At 53.6% G+C, this 18,296-nt stretch carries 19 protein-coding genes; 8 read left to right on the top strand and 11 right to left on the bottom strand.

Features of this window, described 5'->3' with window-relative positions; all coding sequences use genetic code 11:
* Window positions 1-18: 18 nt before the first annotated feature.
* Together AC6I8L_RS05390 and AC6I8L_RS05385 are read right to left on the bottom strand one after the other, a co-directional pair.
* Window positions 19-813, bottom strand: coding sequence for a deaminated glutathione amidase (locus tag AC6I8L_RS05390; RefSeq protein ID WP_034829032.1), 795 nt, complete (start codon window positions 811-813; stop codon window positions 19-21).
* A gap of 2 nt (window positions 814-815) precedes the next feature.
* On the bottom strand, window positions 816-1,775 hold the full coding sequence (locus AC6I8L_RS05385) for an ABC transporter substrate-binding protein (RefSeq protein ID WP_045816520.1): 960 nt from the start codon (window positions 1,773-1,775) through the stop codon (window positions 816-818).
* A gap of 135 nt (window positions 1,776-1,910) precedes the next feature.
* Here AC6I8L_RS05385 and AC6I8L_RS05380 point away from each other — a divergent pair, with 135 nt between their 5' ends.
* Window positions 1,911-3,266 carry an aminotransferase-like domain-containing protein gene (locus AC6I8L_RS05380; RefSeq protein ID WP_058960809.1) on the top strand — a complete coding sequence of 452 codons (1,356 nt, stop codon included), beginning with the start codon at window positions 1,911-1,913 and terminating at the stop codon, window positions 3,264-3,266.
* Here the strand turns inward: AC6I8L_RS05380 and AC6I8L_RS05375 are convergent.
* The 3 genes from AC6I8L_RS05375 to pagP form a co-directional block, all read right to left on the bottom strand.
* Window positions 3,244-3,675, bottom strand: a complete 432-nt coding sequence (locus AC6I8L_RS05375) for a GNAT family N-acetyltransferase (protein WP_034829026.1) — start codon at window positions 3,673-3,675, stop codon at window positions 3,244-3,246. The genes AC6I8L_RS05380 and AC6I8L_RS05375 overlap by 23 nt on opposite strands.
* A 357-nt stretch (window positions 3,676-4,032) precedes the next feature.
* Entirely contained in the window at window positions 4,033-4,242 is a 210-nt protein-coding gene (gene cspE, locus AC6I8L_RS05370) for a transcription antiterminator/RNA stability regulator CspE (RefSeq protein WP_034829024.1), read from the bottom strand.
* A gap of 150 nt (window positions 4,243-4,392) precedes the next feature.
* Window positions 4,393-4,914 carry a lipid IV(A) palmitoyltransferase PagP gene (pagP, locus tag AC6I8L_RS05365; RefSeq protein WP_082678124.1) on the bottom strand — a complete coding sequence of 174 codons (522 nt, stop codon included), beginning with the start codon at window positions 4,912-4,914 and terminating at the stop codon, window positions 4,393-4,395.
* A 435-nt stretch (window positions 4,915-5,349) separates the two neighbouring features.
* Between pagP and AC6I8L_RS05360 the strand changes: the two genes are divergently transcribed.
* Window positions 5,350-5,535, top strand: coding sequence for a hypothetical protein (locus AC6I8L_RS05360; RefSeq protein WP_072226559.1), 186 nt, complete (start codon window positions 5,350-5,352; stop codon window positions 5,533-5,535).
* Between the two features lie 31 nt (window positions 5,536-5,566).
* Here AC6I8L_RS05360 and AC6I8L_RS05355 read toward each other — a convergent pair whose 3' ends face one another.
* Window positions 5,567-5,650, bottom strand: a complete 84-nt coding sequence (locus AC6I8L_RS05355) for a small membrane protein YohP (protein WP_017346848.1) — start codon at window positions 5,648-5,650, stop codon at window positions 5,567-5,569.
* 259 nt (window positions 5,651-5,909) lie between these two features.
* On the opposite strand from AC6I8L_RS05355, the gene AC6I8L_RS05350 reads away from it, so the two are divergent.
* Window positions 5,910-6,155 (top strand): hypothetical protein, encoded by a 246-nt coding sequence (locus tag AC6I8L_RS05350; RefSeq protein WP_008103719.1) that lies wholly within the window; start codon window positions 5,910-5,912, stop codon window positions 6,153-6,155.
* 108 nt (window positions 6,156-6,263) lie between these two features.
* Window positions 6,264-7,346 (top strand): malate/lactate/ureidoglycolate dehydrogenase, encoded by a 1,083-nt coding sequence (locus AC6I8L_RS05345; protein ID WP_058960811.1) that lies wholly within the window; start codon window positions 6,264-6,266, stop codon window positions 7,344-7,346.
* Between the two features lie 47 nt (window positions 7,347-7,393).
* Here the strand turns inward: AC6I8L_RS05345 and gntT are convergent, their stop codons facing one another.
* A complete protein-coding gene (gene gntT, locus AC6I8L_RS05340) occupies window positions 7,394-8,710 on the bottom strand; it encodes a gluconate transporter (RefSeq protein WP_058960812.1) in 1,317 nt (438 codons plus the stop codon).
* A gap of 292 nt (window positions 8,711-9,002) precedes the next feature.
* Here gntT and AC6I8L_RS05335 point away from each other — a divergent pair, with 292 nt between their 5' ends.
* On the top strand, window positions 9,003-10,148 hold the full coding sequence (locus AC6I8L_RS05335) for an iron-containing alcohol dehydrogenase (protein ID WP_058960813.1): 1,146 nt from the start codon (window positions 9,003-9,005) through the stop codon (window positions 10,146-10,148).
* 159 nt (window positions 10,149-10,307) lie between these two features.
* On the opposite strand, the gene AC6I8L_RS05330 is transcribed toward AC6I8L_RS05335, so the two are convergent.
* Both AC6I8L_RS05330 and AC6I8L_RS05325 read right to left on the bottom strand, forming a co-directional pair.
* Window positions 10,308-11,135, bottom strand: a complete 828-nt coding sequence (locus AC6I8L_RS05330) for a Cof-type HAD-IIB family hydrolase (RefSeq protein WP_058960814.1) — start codon at window positions 11,133-11,135, stop codon at window positions 10,308-10,310.
* Between the two features lie 108 nt (window positions 11,136-11,243).
* The gene (locus AC6I8L_RS05325) at window positions 11,244-11,717 is read right to left on the bottom strand and encodes an RcnB family protein (protein WP_479398113.1); all 474 of its coding nucleotides are present in this window, start codon (window positions 11,715-11,717) and stop codon (window positions 11,244-11,246) included.
* A gap of 805 nt (window positions 11,718-12,522) precedes the next feature.
* On the opposite strand from AC6I8L_RS05325, the gene AC6I8L_RS05320 reads away from it, so the two are divergent.
* Window positions 12,523-12,690 carry a 2-thiouracil desulfurase family protein gene (locus AC6I8L_RS05320; RefSeq protein ID WP_167347119.1) on the top strand — a complete coding sequence of 56 codons (168 nt, stop codon included), beginning with the start codon at window positions 12,523-12,525 and terminating at the stop codon, window positions 12,688-12,690.
* Here the strand turns inward: AC6I8L_RS05320 and AC6I8L_RS05315 are convergent.
* Window positions 12,663-12,902, bottom strand: a complete 240-nt coding sequence (locus tag AC6I8L_RS05315) for a DUF1272 domain-containing protein (RefSeq protein ID WP_058960815.1) — start codon at window positions 12,900-12,902, stop codon at window positions 12,663-12,665. The genes AC6I8L_RS05320 and AC6I8L_RS05315 overlap by 28 nt on opposite strands.
* 182 nt (window positions 12,903-13,084) lie before the next feature.
* On the opposite strand from AC6I8L_RS05315, the gene AC6I8L_RS05310 reads away from it, so the two are divergent.
* Both AC6I8L_RS05310 and AC6I8L_RS05305 read left to right on the top strand, forming a co-directional pair.
* On the top strand, window positions 13,085-14,188 hold the full coding sequence (locus AC6I8L_RS05310) for an AI-2E family transporter (protein WP_058960816.1): 1,104 nt from the start codon (window positions 13,085-13,087) through the stop codon (window positions 14,186-14,188).
* A gap of 63 nt (window positions 14,189-14,251) precedes the next feature.
* A complete protein-coding gene (locus tag AC6I8L_RS05305) occupies window positions 14,252-15,253 on the top strand; it encodes an AI-2E family transporter (protein WP_058960817.1) in 1,002 nt (333 codons plus the stop codon).
* Between the two features lies 1 nt (window position 15,254).
* Here AC6I8L_RS05305 and AC6I8L_RS05300 read toward each other — a convergent pair whose 3' ends face one another.
* Complete coding sequence (locus AC6I8L_RS05300; RefSeq protein WP_058960818.1) at window positions 15,255-17,954, bottom strand: cation-transporting P-type ATPase; 2,700 nt, start codon at window positions 17,952-17,954, stop codon at window positions 15,255-15,257.
* Window positions 17,955-18,296: the final 342 nt, after the last annotated feature.

The raw sequence follows: 18,296 nt of genomic DNA, 5'->3' as shown, positions 1-18,296 counted from the left end.
CCAGTTCCCCAAAATCTATCAAAGTGGTTTCAGTTCAGGACGTGCAAAACGGCGGTTTTCCAGCACCGGCAGTACGCTGCGGGCGTAGGCAATGCGTTGTGGATCGAGATCGGCGAACACCAGTGCCGCCGACTCTGGCGCTTTGGCTATCGCCACGCCGAGAGGATCGATGACCAGACTGTTGCCGATGTTACGCGGGCCACATTCGCCCACGGCCACCATGTAACAGGTGTTTTCCAGTGCGCGTGCCGTACACAGCAATTCCCAATGCATCTCTTTCAGCGGGCCTTTGACCCACGCGGCAGGCAATACCAGCACATCAGCACCGTCCAGCACCAGACGGCGCGCCAGTTCCGGGAAACGCACGTCGTAGCAGGTCATCAGGCCCACTTTCATCCCCGCCACTTCCACCAGCGGTGGGATTTCGTTGCCTGGATTCACGCGCTGTGACTCCTGCATCGCAAACGCATCATAAAGATGCAGCTTTTCGTAGGCGGCGATGAGTTCACCGTTGCGAATGGCAATCAGCACGTTGAGCGCCTTGTTGCCCTCTGTCGGCACGTGCACGCTCATCATGGTGGTTAAATCGTTGCCCTTACTGACCGCCAGCAACTGTGTGATGAAAGGGCCATCCAGCGGTTGTGCGGCTTTCAGTACCAAATCAGGGTCGGCAATATCACGCGCCAGCACGCCTTCAGGCAGGACCAGTAAATCCGCGCCTCCAGCAAGTGCATTGTTCATTAAACCGATGCAGATATCGGTGTTTTCCTGCCATTCCCGGCTGACAGCAAACTGCCCCATTGCAACTTTCATCTTCACTCCCCTTGCACTGCTGCCGGGAAAATCGCTTCCGGCGTCAGTAATGTTTTGGTTAAGCCTTGCTGGAACAGCTCGTTAGCAAAATCGGCGATCATCTTTTTGTTAGCGGAGAATCCGTTTTGATTCCAGTCTGCCGGTAATTCCTGCGCGGTACGTCGCAAATCATCCAGCAGCCACGGTGTGGTGTCGGCGTATTTCTCGCGTTTCTGCATCCACATCTGGTACGAACGATCGATGATTTCGCTTAACGCCTGCGGCAGCCAGGGATGCATTTCCGCCAGTGCCGGTTTCATCGCCAGCAGATGGATACCCGGCACGTAGCCGACGCGGTTGAAGTAGTCACGTTCGGCGGTCACAAAGTCGTTTTGCAATTGACGCAGGCCAGAATTTTTCAGGAAGAAACCTTCCGGCATAAAGGGCGTGAACACCGCATCCAGCTCACCGGCCTTTAGCAGTTCGATCAGCGGGCGCTCACCCGGTGCAGGTTCGATGCGGCCCGGACGACCGAAGCCCGCGAGGCGATCCACAATCGGATGTTCTTCGGTCAAACGGCCGGCAAACCAGTACGCATCATCGATCTCCACGCCAGCTTCACGCAGCACGGTGCGCGTCCAGGTGTTGCCAGAATCCTGCCAGCCGGTCACCCCGATTTTCTTGCCTTTCAGTTGAGCGGGCGTGGTAATCGGGCTGTCAGCTGTGGTGATGATGCAGCGCTGGCGGAAGCCGCGCATCAGGAAGTGCGGCAGGCCAAGCAGTGCGTTATCGCCTCTGGCGCATGCCTGAGCATAGCGGCTGAATGACACTTCACCCGCGTCGTATTTGTCGCTGGTCGCGAGGTTATCAACCAGCGTGCCCACGCGGTCAATCTCTAACGTGAAGCCTTCTGGTTTGATGTCGCCGAGTGCCAGCGGTGTGAAATAATCCCAGTCACGCACCGCCAGTCTGATGGTTACCATAATTGTGCTTTCCCCGTTTTCGGCCAGAGATCTGGCGCTGTTTATTTATTCAGCAAATAGTGCTTGAATTTGAGTCTAAAACGCGAATACTAATCTGAACAATCAATTCTTTGTTACTGAACAAATGATTTTCTTATGACGCAAACGGTAGATGTCGAGTGGCTTAGCCATCAAATAGACGATGCTTCGGTAAAGGGAATAACGCTTACCGCCTCATCCTTAATTCGGGACGGCCAAATTGCTGTTGGCATGCAAATGCCTGCGGTGCGCGAACTGGCGGAGCGGCTGGGCGTCAGTCCGGCAACCGTTTCTGCTGCCTGGGCGCAACTGAAGAAGCAGAAAGTGCTGGCGGGTAAAGGACGCAGTGGCGTGTGGGTGTGTGGCAACAGCGTACTGCCACGCCCCATCCGCTTTGAGAAGATTGGTAACTACGGCGAGAACATCCGGGCAGCGCTGGCGATGGCGTCACCCGATCCGGCGTTGCTACCGGATCTCAAACGGGCGATCCTCGCCGGCATTGCCTCGCCTGAGTTAAACAGCTATCAGCGCGAAGCGATCTCCCCACAATTGCAAGCGGCCATCAGTCCACGCTGGCCCTATCCGGCGGAAGCCTGGTTAGCCACTGATGGCGGTTTTGATGCCATGAACCTGATTGTGCAGACGCTGTTGTCGCCGGGCGATCGGGTGGTGATTGAAAATCCCACCGCCACCCGTTTGCTGGATATGCTGGAAAATATCGGCGCAGAAATTTTGCCACTGCCCTGCGATGATCAGGGACCGATACCCACGGCACTGGCCACACATCTGCAAAAATCACCGGCGATGTTTATCTATCAGCCGCGCACGCATTCCGCCACCGGCTACAGCGTGACTCAGCGTCGCAGCGCCGAGCTGGCGCGGGTGCTGGCGAACAGTACCACGATGATTGTCGAGGATGATGGCATTGGCGATCTGTCGCGCTGGCCGGCCTGGAGCCTCGGTTTTCACTTCCCGGAGCGGGTCATTCACGTTCATTCTTTTTCCAAAGCCTATGGTCCCGATCTGCGCCTGGCGGCGTTATCCGCGACGGCAGACATGGTGAAACGCTTACAGTCGTGGCGTAACTTCGGCGTCAGCTGGACCAGCCGTATCTTGCAGGATGCGGTGGCATGGATGCTCACCGATGAGGCCACACAGCAGAGCATTCAACAGGCGAAGACCGTATACGCGCAGCGTCGCCAGCAGTTACTGGCGGCACTGGCAAAACGCGGAGTGGTACTGGAAGAGCGAGATGGGTTAAGCGTACAGATCCCGGTGGAATCAGAGCAGTACGCCATGATCACCCTGGCAGCACGCGGCATCGCTGTACTGCCGGGAGAACGCTGTTGCCTCAACGGCGAGCCCTTTATTCGCGTCAGTGCTTCACTGCTCCCGTTCGATCAGCTTGAAAGCATTGCTGACGCGCTGGTCATCGCCACCGGGCGTGAACTTAAAGCGAGCCCAGATCTTTGATGTGATAACGCGGAGATTCCACATAGCCTTCACGCGAGTAGAACTGGTTGGCTTTAAGGCGGGAAGCGTGACAATGCACTTCCATGCGATCGCAGCCCCGTTCACGCGCTAGCTGTTCGGCATGGCTGAGCAGCTGTTGGCCACTGCCTTTACTGCGCTCGCCTTCCGCAATGCAAAAATAGCTGATGCGGGCGAAATCACCGGGCAGCGCCAGTTGGGGGATAAAGTGCAAAGAGAGAAATCCCAGAACCTGATTACCGTGTTCTGCCACCAATAAAATTTCGTCGGGATGGCTGCATAACTGCGCCAGACGTGTATCAATAAACTTTTCTGTGCCGCTGTAACCCAGTTCGGTTAACAGCGCACTCAGGGCAAAACTGTCTTTTGCCAGTGCCTGACGTATATTCATCCTGCCTCCTCATGAGTCCTTGCATGCAGTTATATAGCGTTGTTGCGTAAAAAGCTGCAAGTAAGGATTGTTATGAGAATGTTACTGCCAGGTTCTGTGAAATACGCCGCAGAATGTGCCCTGTCATCAGACTGTCATCACGGCTTAAGGTTGGCTTAACCTGGCTTTGCGATGCTGAGTGAAATACACCTCTGGGGCGCGCACATGAAAAACCTGATTCCACGTAGCTACAATGAAGTGATGGCGCTTTTCGTCGCCATGGCGGCCGTGTTGGGCTATTCCCTGACCTGGTGGCACATGTAAAAAGGACAAAAAAAACCCGCCATTAGGCGGGTTTTCAAAATTCTAACTGTTAACTTACAGAGCGATAACGTTAGCAGCAGATGGGCCTTTAGCGCCGTCAGTGATTTCGAACTCTACACGCTGACCTTCAGCCAGAGTTTTGAAACCATTGCTCATGATTGCAGAGAAGTGTACGAATACATCTTTGCTGCCATCTTCTGGAGTAATGAAACCGAAGCCTTTCGACTCATTAAACCACTTAACGTTACCTTTGATCTTGGACATCTATATTACCTTTACATGAAAAATGGACACTAAACTGTGTCGGCATCTAGTACAGCAATTGCGGTGACATTTGTCCAGTGAGAATTGATGAAAAAGTGATAAATATTGATTTTTTGCATCCCCTTCACACTTTTTGACGCTTTTCACACGCTAAAACTGGAATCTCAGCCAGGCAAAATAGACGTTGCCGTTATTATAAGTCCCTGGAATATAAGTCATTTGGAAAGTGGCTGGCCCATATCCTATTGATGCTAATGGCAAAACCAGTGGAACCGGGATATAGCGCCAGTTATCTCTCGCGGTGACGCCCGCGGTGTAGCCTGCACCGATGTGGAAATTCTGGTCGTTCAATGGCCGCCAGGTCGCTTCCCAGCCATAGCCAGCGATAGGCTCCCATTTGTTGAACGAGTCTTTGAACACCATGGCATAGAGCCCATGCCAGTTGCCTTTCTCATCCCAACGAGAGACACCGCCCCCTGCACCCCACGGCCGCTCGTTGTACTTTTCGATATGCTCGTCATCATAGGTCCAGCGGTTATGCCAGGTGATAGCGGGTAGGTAAAAGTCATGATGCTGTGGCTGCGACCAGGTTTGCTCAACATTGGTGCTAAATGTGTTCCATCCCGCCTCAACGGCTTGCGATGTTGTGACTGCTGATGCCAAAAACGTCATGGGTAACGTCAAAATTCCGCCCAAAAGTGCGGATAAAATGGGCCGATTCACAAAAAAATCCTATTAAGTCATCTCTTAAATTCGCCCCCAGTAAAAAGGCGCATTCGGTAAGTGGGCGATTATTAGCGCAACAACTTAAAACGATATCTAAAAAGGCGGCTAAAAACTCCAGGGATAGTCTGTGTTACAACATTATTTTCCGATGATTTAGATTAGGTTGTGGTTTTTCTATAGAAAGAAATATCCCGGCCGTCAGGAAAAATGCACATTAAATGCACTCTCTGCGTGATAATCACCCAGAGAGACAACTTAATTTTCAGCAACTTAACGACAATCATTTATATCGGAAATAAATTAATTAAATTTATGAATTGAACTTTGAGGGCGAATAGGATAAATCTCATCTTTCCAGGATGGAGAGGGAGGAACATTGAAATGACGATTCGCTGTCGACGCTGCGGCTGCGCTAAATTTTATTTCACATTGCCGAAAGTGGAAGAGGATAAAAATAACTCACACCATGGTGCGTATTGCGCGGGGTGTGATAAACCGATTGACTGGCGGGACTTGATTCCGGCAATGCTCACATTGAGCGAATTTGCCGCGTCCCGGGCAGAATAAAGAATTCAGGCACCTCAGGTGCCTGTTCATGCTAAAAAATCAGTTTGAATACACCCGTAATCGTCAGTAATCCCACGATAAAAATGATGGCAATAATCCACAGAATTATTTTCATTGTTCGCTCCTTCAGTGATGAAAAATAACGCGCCTGTTTTCCAGTATAGATGATCATTCTGCGTTCGCTGTGCAGTGCGAGCACTGTCACGCATGGTGATGAGCGTTGCCTTCCGTTCAGTTTTATTTCTGCGAGACGGGTCGCATGTCGCGATTTTATCTCTCTCTCCCGCTGCGCACCGCCGGCTCGTGCTGTCTAAACTTACAGCGCCTCTAGCAGGCCTCAATTGTTATCACTGCCTACGTAACAAGGAGATCTTATGAGCACGATTAATACCAGCATGGGGCGTTACAGCCTGAAGGCAAAGGATTACGGCAACCACATCAGTGGCAGCATTGCTATTAATGATGAAGGTGGCACCCAACTCACCATGCAAGAGTTTGAAGAGCATTACCTTGACGATGTCGTCAACAATGTTATTTATCCGGTCACGGGTGGGAACCGTGAAATTACCCGCGCGTTGCGCGATCAGATGGTGAAAGCGGGCTTTGAACAGCCGCATTGAGTTTTTGGGCCACAGATTGTGGCCCTTTGCTTTTGATAACACTCACTTGCGGTAATGATAGCTTTAAGCGCAGGATGCATTATCGAACATGACAAGGAGATTGACCGCGTGAGTGCCCTTTACCGACTTCCCCCTTCCCAGTTACATCAATTTGTTCAGGCCATTTGGTTACATGCCGGCAGCAGCGCTGAAGAGTCACGTTTAGTGGCTGACCATCTGGTGGCCGCCAATCTGGCCGGTCACGATTCACACGGCGTAGGAATGATCCCGAGCTATATGAGTTCACTGAAGCAGGGATTCCTGCAGCTGAACCAGCACACCACCATTGAAAAGGATGCCGGTGCGGTGCTCACCCTGCACGGACATAACGGCTTTGGTCAGGTGGCGGCACATCAGGCGATGCAGTTGGGTATTGAGCGTGCAGCGAAGCTGGGTATCGCTGCGGTCGGCTTACACCACTCCCACCATATTGGTCGTATCGGTCATTGGGCGGAACAGTGCGCAGCTGCGGGATTCGTCTCTTTCCATTTCGTCAACGTGATGGGTGATCCGATGGTTGCGCCCTTTAACGGTAGCGACCGTCGTTTTGGCACCAACCCCTTCTGTGCCATCTTCCCACGCCAAAATGCCAAACCGCTGCTGCTCGATTTCGCTACCAGCGGGATTGCCTACGGCAAAACACGCGTGGCGTGGAACAAAGGGCAACAGGTCGCGCCCGGTTATCTGATCGATCATCAGGGGCAGCCCACCACCGAACCCGGCGTGATGCATCAGGCACCTTATGGCTCGCTGATGCCCTTCGGTCTGCATAAAGGTTACGCGCTGGCCACGATGTGCGAAATTCTGGGCGGTGCGCTTTCCGGTGGTCGCACCACGCACGATGCCACGCTGGTCAGCAGCCATGACGCCATTTTCAACTGCATGACCACCATCATCGTTAATCCCGAAGCGTTTGATGCCCCGGCGATGCAGGAAGAAGCAGAATCGTTCCTCGAATGGGTAAAACGCTCGCCACAAAGCGGCGATGCACCGATTCAGGTGCCGGGTGAATGGGAAGAACAGAATCGTATCGAACGCGATCGCGAGGGGATTCCGCTCGACAGCAACAGTTGGGAACAGATTTGTGCAGCGGCATTACAGGCAGGCATGTCCGATGAAGAGCTGGCGGCCTTCCGCGCGCTGGCGCAGTAGATCCCAGTAATAAGAAAGCTGAGGCACATCGCCTCAGCTAATTTCCTTCAGATCACGTTAGCCAGCAGCAAACAGCCGACCAAACCACACACCGAAATAATGGTTTCCAGCGCGGACCAGGAGCGGATGGTTTCACCGATGGTCAGGTTGAAGTATTCCTTGAACAGCCAGAAGCCCGGGTCGTTGACGTGAGAGAAGATCACGCTGCCAGAACCCACGGCAATCACCATCAGTTCCGGGCTGGCACCGCTGGTGGCAATCAGTGGCGCAACGATCCCGCCAGCGGTAATCGCCGCCACGGTGGCTGAACCCAATGCGATACGCAGCACTGCGGCGATAGACCACGCCATAAAGATCGGCGACAGATTAGTGGCATGCATCATATTCGCGATGTATTTATCAACGCCGCTGTCCACCAGCACCTGCTTGAACGCCCCGCCGCCGCCAATGATCAACAGCATCATGGCGATGATTTTGATTGAGTCGGTGATGGTGCCCATCACTTCATCCATACTCCGTCCACGGTTCAGACCAAAGGTGAAGATGGCGATCAGTACCGCAATCAGTGTTGCCATAATCGGGTCACCAAAGAACTCCGCATACGGCAACAACAGATGCCCTTTCGGCAACACCATCTCCGCCACGGCACGCAAGGCCATCAGCACTACCGGAACTAACGCCGTCCAGACGCTGACGCCAAAGCCGGGCATTTCCGCTTCGGTAAAGGTTTTCGGGTTCCACAAACCTTCAGGAATCGGTTTGTCGATGCCTTTCAGGAAGCGCGCATACACCGGGCCCGCCAGAATCACGGTCGGAATACCCAGCAGGGTGCCATACAGCAGCGTTTTACCCATATCGGCGTTGAACAGCGTCGCAATCGCCGTTGGACCTGGATGCGGAGGCAGGAAACCGTGCGTCACCGACAATGCCGCAGCCATCGGCACGCCGACGTACAACAGCGGCACACGCGCCGACGCCGCGATGCTGAACACCAGCGGCAGCATCAACACAAAGCCCACTTCATAGAACAGCGCGAAGCCCACCGTGAAGCCGGTTAAGACCAGCGCCCACTGAATGTGTTTTTGACCAAATTTAGCAATCAGCGTGGTGGCAATACGCTGGGCACCGCCGCAGTCAGCCAGCAGTTTTCCCAACATCGCGCCAAAGCCCATGATCAGCGCCAGACTACCAAGCGTGCCGCCCACGCCAGTTTTGATCGATCCAATCACTTTGTTGACGGGCATACCCTGCATCATGCCCACCGCCAGCGCGACCAGGATCAGCGCGATAAATCCGTTCAGCTTGAAGCGAATCATTAACAGCAGCAGTAAGGCTACGCCAATCGCCACATAGAGTAATGGCATAATTTTTCTCCACTTTTGCGCACGACAGCATGTCGGCAGCGGTTTGTTTTGTTGATCCCAAATGACAGTCGATTCGGTGACATCGCTGAGAGGCACGCGGTCTGTCGCACAATGTTACGGGTATCATGTTAAGGGTAACATTGCGCACAAAGCATCAGCCGTGCGGGGGGAATTTCTGTTTTGCGAAGGTGATCAACTTTTTGCCTGGCAGTTATCAGAATGTTTGCAGCGGAGGCCTGACGGGATTTGGTTACACTAAGGTCTTTATGCCCTTCAAAAAAAGGATCTGCAGGTGAGTGAGAATCTGATCGAGTTGTACAGTAATCAACAAACCCTGTTTGGACGTGGCAGCATCGACCGACTAATACCACTGCTGGCCGCCCATCCCCAACCGACGCTGCTGTTTTGTGGCCGCTCTTTCCTCAACGGTCCTGCCTGGCAAAGACTGGGCGCGGCACTCAATGACCAGATTCTGGGCTATGAAATTGTCAGCCATGAAGCCTCGCCGGATGAAATTGATGCCTGGGTGAATCGCTGGCGCGGCCATGTGGATCGCGTGGTAGCAATCGGCGGCGGCAGCGTGCTGGATGCGGCTAAAGCCTTCAGCGCCATGATGCAGCATCCGCTGAATACCGCACGTTACCTGGAGAAAGTGGGTGATACGCCGGTTCAGGCGATCACTCTGCCACTGATCGCCATTCCCACCACAGCGGGAACGGGCAGTGAGGCGACGCAAAACGCCGTGGTGACCGATCAGCAGCATATTCAGGTAAAAGCCTCGTTGCGCCATCCGGTGTTTGTACCACAGGTGGCAATTCTGGATGCCGATTTGCTCAAGGGCACACCAGATAGCGTACTGGCCACCTGCGCCATTGATGCCTTTACCCATCTGTTTGAAGCGTATCTGTCGCGCAAAGGCAATCTGTTTACCCAACAAACGGCGCTGAATGGGCTGCGGCTGTTCTTTCAGGCATGGCCAAACCTGAATCGTGACGATGCACAAGGTGATGAAGCACGAGAAGCGATGATGATGGCTTCCTGGCTGGGCGGTGTCTGCCTGAGCAGTGCGGGATTAGGCGTGATTCATGGGATTGCCGGGGAACTGGGCGCCATCAAACCTTTCCATCACGGAGAAGTGTGTGGACGTTTGCTGTTCCCATTCCTCGATGTGCTGGCGGAAACAGAACACGCCGAACAGAAGCGTTTGATGACACAGCTGGGGCAAGCATTGCTACCGGACGATCCGGCGCCGCCCGCGCTGGCGCTCAAAGCCTGGTTGCAGGCGCATGCGATTGTGCCGTTCTGGCAGGATGGGCCGACCTTGAGCGCCACCGACGTTGACTGGATTGTCGCGCGCGCCAACAGTAAAAACGGCTGGGTCAGTTACGATGCCCCCACCCTCACCGAGATGATTACTGCGGCCTGGCACGTTGCATAACATCGGTTGATTTAGACAGTGCGGGCGCGCCAAAGCACACCCGCACAACATGACTTTCCCGCCACTTTACAGCGCAATGTCGTGCAGCTTCATCTCGCCGCGCCTGCATACGCCTCGCGCATCGGCAAAGCAAACAATGAATTAAATGTCAGATGACGCTCAGAGGCTAAACGGCGCTTTGCCCGTCAGCATCTGTTCGATCACCTGCAGCACGCCCTCTTCATTGTTGCTGGGCGCTTCATAGCGTGCGGCATCTTTCACTTTTTGCGGTGCATTCGCCATGGCGAAGCTAAAGCCCGATTGCTGCAACATCTCCAGATCGTTACCGCCATCGCCAAACACCAAAATCTCGCTGCGATCGATGCCCCAGCGTTTGCCGAGCAGATCGAGCCCATGCCCTTTGTGATTGCCTGGCACAATCAGATCCACTGAGCCGTGGCCGCTGGAGGTCGCTGCGGCCGAACCCTGATGCAAGCGTTCGATATCGGCCATTAACGGTTCAACATAATCATCGGAGAGATTGAGGGCGAACTTGAAGAGTTTGTCATCCGCGACCTCATCGAGGCTGCGAATCGGCTTCAGACGGTGGCAGTAGTGGCGCATCTTCACCAGCCAGCTCTCGTCGAGACCTTCGAAGTAGTAAGCACTTTCACGTCCGCAGAGGATATAACGCAGTTCCGGGTAGTGCCCGTTGTGCAGGGTGTCGAGTACCGCATCGATATCGTCGCGGCTGAATGCGCCGCAGAACAGCTCTTCATCGCGATCGATGATCCATGCACCGTTTTCGGCGACGAAGGCAATTTCGCTGGAGATATCGGGGAAGAAGGATTTGAGTTGGTAATACTGATTGCCACTGGCGACCACAAATTTGATGCCGCGCCGTTTCATCTCTTCATAACAAGCCTGAAAACGAGCCCGGTTGTACTGCTTTTTATCGTCGAGAAAGGTGCCGTCCTTGTCTACTGCCACCATTTTTACCACGGTCATCATGACTCCTTAGCGCGTTGTAGGGAAAAAAGGGTCGCATAGAGAATAACCTGGTGAGGGCAGAAAGCAGAGAGAAACACGGATGGCCGAAGCCATCCGTGGGGGAGATTAGTTAAATGCGCCGTTCAGCAGCAGCGAGGTGATCACGCCAGTGGCGGCAGCAATCAGGACGTAATTGCCGTCAATGTAAGACCAGTACTCACCGCGCGGCGGCTCTGGCAGACGGCGTTCACGCCAGTCATCTACACGATAGTGCGGGCCACGGAATTCTGGCGGCATCGGGTGACCGCGACGGAAATCGTGGCCGTTCCAGGCGAAGTGATCGCCGTCGTGGTGTCCATCTGGGCCACGATGGTCGGCATAACGGTCATGATGATCCGGGCCACGGTCCGGGCCATGTTTGTAGCCATGATCGGGGCCGCGATCGCCGCCATGGTCAGGGCCACGCCCATGATCCTGATGCTGGTCGCCGCCGTGCTGCTGCCAGCGCTGGTCGCCCGGGCCATCAGCCCAGGAGACGGAAGAGAACAGTGTGCTGCATGCAATAAGTGACGCAATAAGACTTAATGTTGTTTTTTTCATGATGTTGCCTCCAATGATAACGGCAGTTACTGCGCCGTCGAGAGACACTATTCACCAATCAAAAGCAAAAGAGGATTTCCAAAACTCTTAAAAACCGCATACTTACATTATATTACTACAAATTATCGATTTCTTAACGATTGTGTCTTTTCTGACATTATCTGGTCTTAAAGTCAGCGGATTCATACTACAGCGGAGAGGAAAGAAACCCGATCGCGAGGATCGGGTGGAGAATGCTATTTCCATAAATTGCATAAAGCGGGTAAACCCTAAAATTGAGGGTAAAACTGAAGCACACAACGCCACATCACTAGCATTGCGGATAAACAATACCATTTTAAAATGCAAAATTCTTTTAAAAACCCCTGCTTTTCGGAAAAAACCGTAAAAATAAAATGGCGCAGAAAAATAATCTGCTGTGCGAGGGATCTGATGCACAAATAAGGTCTGTGCTCTGACCAGAATAGCGGTTTGATAAATTTCGCACCGTCGTGGTGATAGAAACGAACCTGCCCCCAACGATAACCACACAACCACCAGGCGATAAAACACTGCTAAATCAATACCATTCCCTTCAACCTGCGTCGGAAAACCCTTTCATTAACCAGACTTCAGCGTTATTCATCCATTTATCCGGCATTAATACGTTAGAATCCTGCAGCACCTCGATTAATTCACAATCGTGATTAATATCGCGCTAAATATAGCGCAGGCTTTACCTCGCTTAATGGATTTTTATTTCAACTTCGATATCAGCGTTAGAATATTACGTTACCGCTGCGATTTATTTCCGAAGGATGGAGTCATGGATAGAATATTAGTCAGTGCCTGCCTGATGGGATTTATGGTTCGTTATAATGGCAGCGATAAGTTACTCATCTCTCGCACGCTGCTGCGCCAGCACGGCATCGAAGTCTTCAACGAAGCGCAGCTTGACGAACTCATTCAGCGTGTCGCGGAAGCCGATAAATGACGCGTGGTCGAGGCCGGATGGCGTGCTAACGCCGCCGCCGGACGCACCGGACGGCGCACCAGTTCCCCCTCACAGTTTGGGCAGCGATGATTCAGCGTGGTTTCCACGCACTCGACACAAAAGGTGCATTCGAACGAGCAGATGCGTGCATCGGGTGAGTCCGGCGGTAAGTCTTTATCACAGCATTCGCAGTTGGGACGCAGTTCCAGCATGGTTCATCTCCAGTCAGATTTTTCACCATCATCACCGTGTTACCTCAAACGCGCTAGCCCGGTTGCAGACATCAGCAGGACAAATCGGGACATCCGATGTCCGCACGCGTGGCTTAAAAGCATTACATTCCGCTAATCACGTTCTATAGTTCAATCGCCACGTTTACTCACGAGACAATTGAATGCGTATTAAAGGACTTAACTTCTGCTTCTTTATTGTTATTTTGGCGATAGTCACCTACGCCTTTTTTGATGTGCTGACACCATACTTCTCTGCCATTTTTTGGGCAGCAATTCTGGCGGTGATCTTCCATCCGCTGAAGTCATTGCTGCGCCGCAAAATGGGCGATCGTAACGGGCTCGCTGCCTTTGCCACTCTGGCGATCATCTGTCTGATCGTGTTCACGCCATTAGCGATTATCACCTCGTCGATGGTAGTTGAAGTCAATACTGTGTACACCAAACTGCAGAACAGCTCGTCACAGTTCCCGACGGTGTTTGCCGAATTAATGCAGCACTTACCGAACTGGGCGCAGAGTTATCTCGCGGAGCACAACCTCAACAATGCCGGCCAGATTCAGCAGAAACTGTCTGAATTTGCCCTCAAAGGCGGCCAATACATGGCAGGCAGCGTGTTCATGATCGGTAAAGGAACGTTCACCTTTACGGTTGGCTTCGGCGTGATGCTCTATCTGCTGTTCTTCCTGCTGAAGGATGGCCCATGGCTGGTGAATCTGATACTGGAAGCACTGCCGCTCTCTACCTACGTGAAGCATCACCTGATGGTGAAATTTGCCGCCGTCTCACGCGCTACCGTCAAAGGCACGGTGGTGGTCGCGGTGGTTCAGGGCGTGTTGGGCGGTCTTGCCTTCTGGTTCACTGGCATTGACGGCAGCTTGCTGTGGGGTGCGTTGATGGCGTTCCTGTCGCTGATCCCGGCGGTCGGTTCCGCCATCGTTTGGGTGCCTGCGGCAATCTTCTTCTTCGCCACCAGCGCGATATGGAAAGGTCTGTTCCTGGTCGGCTTCTTTGTGGTGATCGTCGGTCTGGTAGACAACATTTTACGTCCGCTGCTGGTCGGAAAAGACACCAAAATGCCTGACTACTTGATCCTGATCTCGACGCTGGGCGGCATGGAAGTTTACGGTATCAATGGCTTTGTCATCGGCCCGTTGATTGCCGCGCTGTTTATCGCCTGCTGGAACCTGCTCTCCGGGCGCGACAACCGCGACAATGTCGAGGTAATCGACGAAGAAGTGATTGAAGAGGGGAAATCGCGCGAGTAAGGCCTTTCCCTGTCAGGCGGTTGCTGCACACGGCAACCGCCCGTTTACCGGAGAACTGCATCGATGTACCAGGGTTGGTTGAAATCTTTCGCGCCGCTGGCGCAGGCACTTATTCTGCTCGCTTGTCTGACCCTCGTGCTGTTTGGGCTGCGCCTTGGCGCGCCGCTGATCAACCAGGTACTGCTGGCGATGTTTCTTGCCGTGATGCTCGATCCGCTGATTAGCCGCCTGGCGCAACGCGGCGTCCCGCGTACGCTCTCCTCTCTGCTGGTGATTGTGGTTTTGCTGCTGCTGATCGTCATCACCATTATGTCACTTAGCGCCTCCGCGCCCGACCTGATCAAACTCAGCCGTCAGGCACCCAATCTGGTAGCAGCCAAGCTGCAATACCTGACGCTCTCTCTGAGCCAGATGGGCATTGCCCTCACCGCCGATGAGATGCTGAATTTTGTCGATGCCGGTGCGGTGGTGCGCTTTGTCACCTATCAACTGTCGTTAATCCCCGGCCTGCTTTCGTGGTGGCTGATGGTGTTCCTGATGCTGCTGTTTATGCTGATTGAGCTGCCGCTGCTGAAACGCACCCTGCGCGCCAGTAAACAGCACACTGCGCTGTTTATCGCTTTGGAAGAAGGGATTCAGAGTGTGATTGTTTATGCGCGGGTGAAAACGCTGACCGGCCTGCTGGGCGGCGTGATTGTCTGGGGCATGGCGCATCTGCTGGGATTGAAGTTCGCCTTTTTGTGGGGCGTGCTGATGTTTATCTTCAACTACATTCCGGTGCTCGGTTCCTTTCTCGCGGCCATTCCGCCGGTGATACAAACCTTTATCCTGTTCGATACTCAAACCAGCCTGATGATGGTGGGATTCTTTGTGGTGCTGAACCTGCTGCTCAGTTCGGTGCTGGAACCGCTGATGCTCGGCAAGCGCCTCAATCTCACCCTGACCGTGCAGCTGCTGGCCTTCCTGTTCTGGCAAGCGCTGCTGGGCATGACCGGTGCGATACTGGCGATTCCTCTCACCTTCTTGCTGAAAAAAGTCTGGCTGGCACTGCGCCAGCCAGAGTGAGTTATCGGGCGACGCGCCAGCCGCGCGTCAGATGCTTCTCAATTTCCACCAGCACAAATATCCCGGCGCTGACTGCCAGCGAAATAAACCAATATTTAACCGGCAGTGGCTCGGTGCCAAACAGCGTATTCATCAGCGGCAGATAGATAATCATCGCCTGCAGCGCCACCAGCACCAGCGTTACCAGCCAGATACCGCGATTTTTCAGCAAGCCAGCATCCAGTGAGAAGCCATTGCTATTGCGGCAGTTGAGCATGTACGCCCACTGAGCAGTCACCAGCATCTGCAGCAGCACCGTACGGATAAACTCCGGCGAGTAACCGCGCGGCTGCAGCCAGGCTTCCAGCACAAAGGCGCTAATCGAAATTAGTAACCCGACAAAAACCACTCGCCAGATGGCGTAACCATCCATCACATGGCTGCGCACGTTACGCGGCGGCCGACGCATGATATTGCGCTCGGCGGCTTCGAATGCCAGCCCAAATGAGAGTGTTGCTGAGGTCGCCATATTCATCCAGAGAATCTGCACCGGCGTCAGCGGTAATAGATTGCCCATCAGAATGGCGATGATGATCAACAGCCCCTGTGCGAGGTTGGTCGGCATCACAAACAGAATGGTTTTCTTAAGGTTATCGTAAACGCGACGCCCCTCTTTCACCGCCGCCGCGATAGTCGCGAAGTTATCATCCGCCAGAATCATGTCCGCCGACTCTTTGGTCACCTCGGTGCCTTTGATGCCCATGGCGATGCCGACATTGGCCTGTTTCAGCGCAGGGGCATCATTCACGCCATCGCCGGTCATCCCGACGATTTCCCCGCTCTCTGCCAGCGCTTTCACCAGACGCAGCTTATGTTCCGGGCTGGTGCGTGCGAAAATATCGTACTCGCGTGCCGCTTTGCCCAGTTCCGCATCATCCATGTGCTCCAGCTGATAACCGGTGACGGCGCTGTCGCTGTTGCCGATGCCTAACATCTGACCGATGGCCATCGCCGTTTCCGGGTGATCGCCGGTGATCATTTTGACGCGAATCCCGGCCTGCTGGCAGTCGCGTATGGCGGTAATCGCTTCCGGACGCGGCGGATCCATCATGCACGCCAGACCCAGCATCATCATGCCCTCGCGCAGATCGGCGTGATCGATCTGCTCTCGGCCCTCCGGCAGCCAGCGCCAGGCCGCGGCCACGGTGCGCAGCCCTTCGCTGGCATAAGTGGTGATCGCGGCGTTCCAGTAGTCGCGATCCAGCGCTTCGGCACCCTGCGCGCCCTGCTGCTGCTGACATAGCGCAAGCAGCACATCCGGTGCGCCAGTCAGTAACAGGCACGCTTTGCCATCAATCAGGCAACTCACGGCCATGTATTTGTAGGCCGAGTCAAACGGCAGCTTGCTCAGCACCTGCACGGATTCCGAGTTGATTCCCGCTTTCGCCGCCAGCACCTTGAGCGCGCCCTCGGTAGGGCCACCGACAATCCCCCAGTGACCCTGATTATCCTGCCTCAGTTGGCTCTCGTTGCAGATATCCACCGTCTGTAAAAAGCCGTTGAGCAATGCCTCATCGCGCTGTCCACTCTCCAGCTGAAACTCTCCTTTAGGCTCGTAGCTGTTGCCACTGATACGCCAGTGACTGTTCGCCAGCACCAGCGCTTTCACCGTCATTTCGTTCATGGTCAGCGTGCCGGTTTTATCCGAGCAGATCACTGACATGGCACCGAGGGTTTCTACCGTCGGCAGCTTACGAATGATGGCGTGATTGCGCGCCATCGACTGCACGCCAAGTGAGAGAATGATCGAAATAATCGCCGGCAAACCCTCTGGCACCGCCGCCACCGCCAGGCTGATCACCGCCAGCAGCAGTTCCGCCAGCGGGATGTCGCGCAGCAGATAACCGAACACGAACAGCGCGGCCATCATCAGCAAAATGATGTAGAAAATCGCCTTACCGAGTTTTTCAATCTGCACCAGCAACGGCGTTTTTGCTTCTTCGATGGAGGAGATCATCGCGTTGATATGCCCCAACTCGGTATCACCGCCAGTGGCGATCACCACACCTGCGGCAGTGCCAGAACTCACCGTGGTACCGGAATAAGCCAGATTCAGCCGATCGCCGAGCGACTTTTCGCCTTCCAGCGCATCGCTTAATTTGGACACCACCGTGGATTCCCCGGTGAGGATGGCTTCTTCTACCCGCAAATTGTGCACGTCGAACAAACGCAGATCGGCGGGGACCTTGTCGCCAGGACGCAGCAACACCACGTCACCGACCACCAGCTCTTCGGTCGGTACCGTCATCTGCCGTCCATCCCGCAATACCATCGCTTCGTTCGACAGCATGTTCTGAATGCTTTTCAATGACTTCTCGGCGTTACTTTCCTGGATAAATCCAATCAGTGCATTGATGACAGCAACGCCGAGAATGACAAAGGTATCCACCCAGTGGCCCATCACCGCGGTAATCAGCGCTGCCGCCAGCAGGATGTAGATCAGCACATCTTTAAAGTGCGCCAGAAAGCGCATCAGCAGTGATTTTTCGGCTTTCTGTGGCAGCACGTTGCGCCCGTTAGCCGCCAGACGCGCCTTCGCCTCTTCGGTCTGCAAGCCACTGGGCGAACTGTTTAAGCGGATAAAAGCGCTGGCACTGTCGAGCTGATATAAGGGTCGATCAGATGAATCCGATCGATCTGGACGGAAAGGAACAACGGTCATATTTCACCCCGTGCGGTTGACAATAAAATGAAAAAAGGAGAGTAAAAACAAAAGCCCAGTTTAATATTATTAATCTTTACCGAGATGACCGGGGTCATGTTTTAGTTAATTAGACCGTTAATTAACATCGCTGATAATCATTCAGTATTGAATTAATCACACTCTGGAAACCAGAGGTGATGATGCTTTATTTGCCGATAAAAAATCACAACATAAACATAAATTTAATCATTTAAAACAGCATGTTGGACCAACTTCACTTGTTTATTTATGCAAGGTTACTTACTGACATGACTATTAGTTCAGTGACATTTTATGACGTTACTCTTAGGATCACATAAA

It is taken from the genome of Type-E symbiont of Plautia stali (assembly GCF_059731115.1).
Note: the sequence above shows the minus strand (reverse complement) of the source record. Positions and strands in the feature narration are given on the sequence as shown.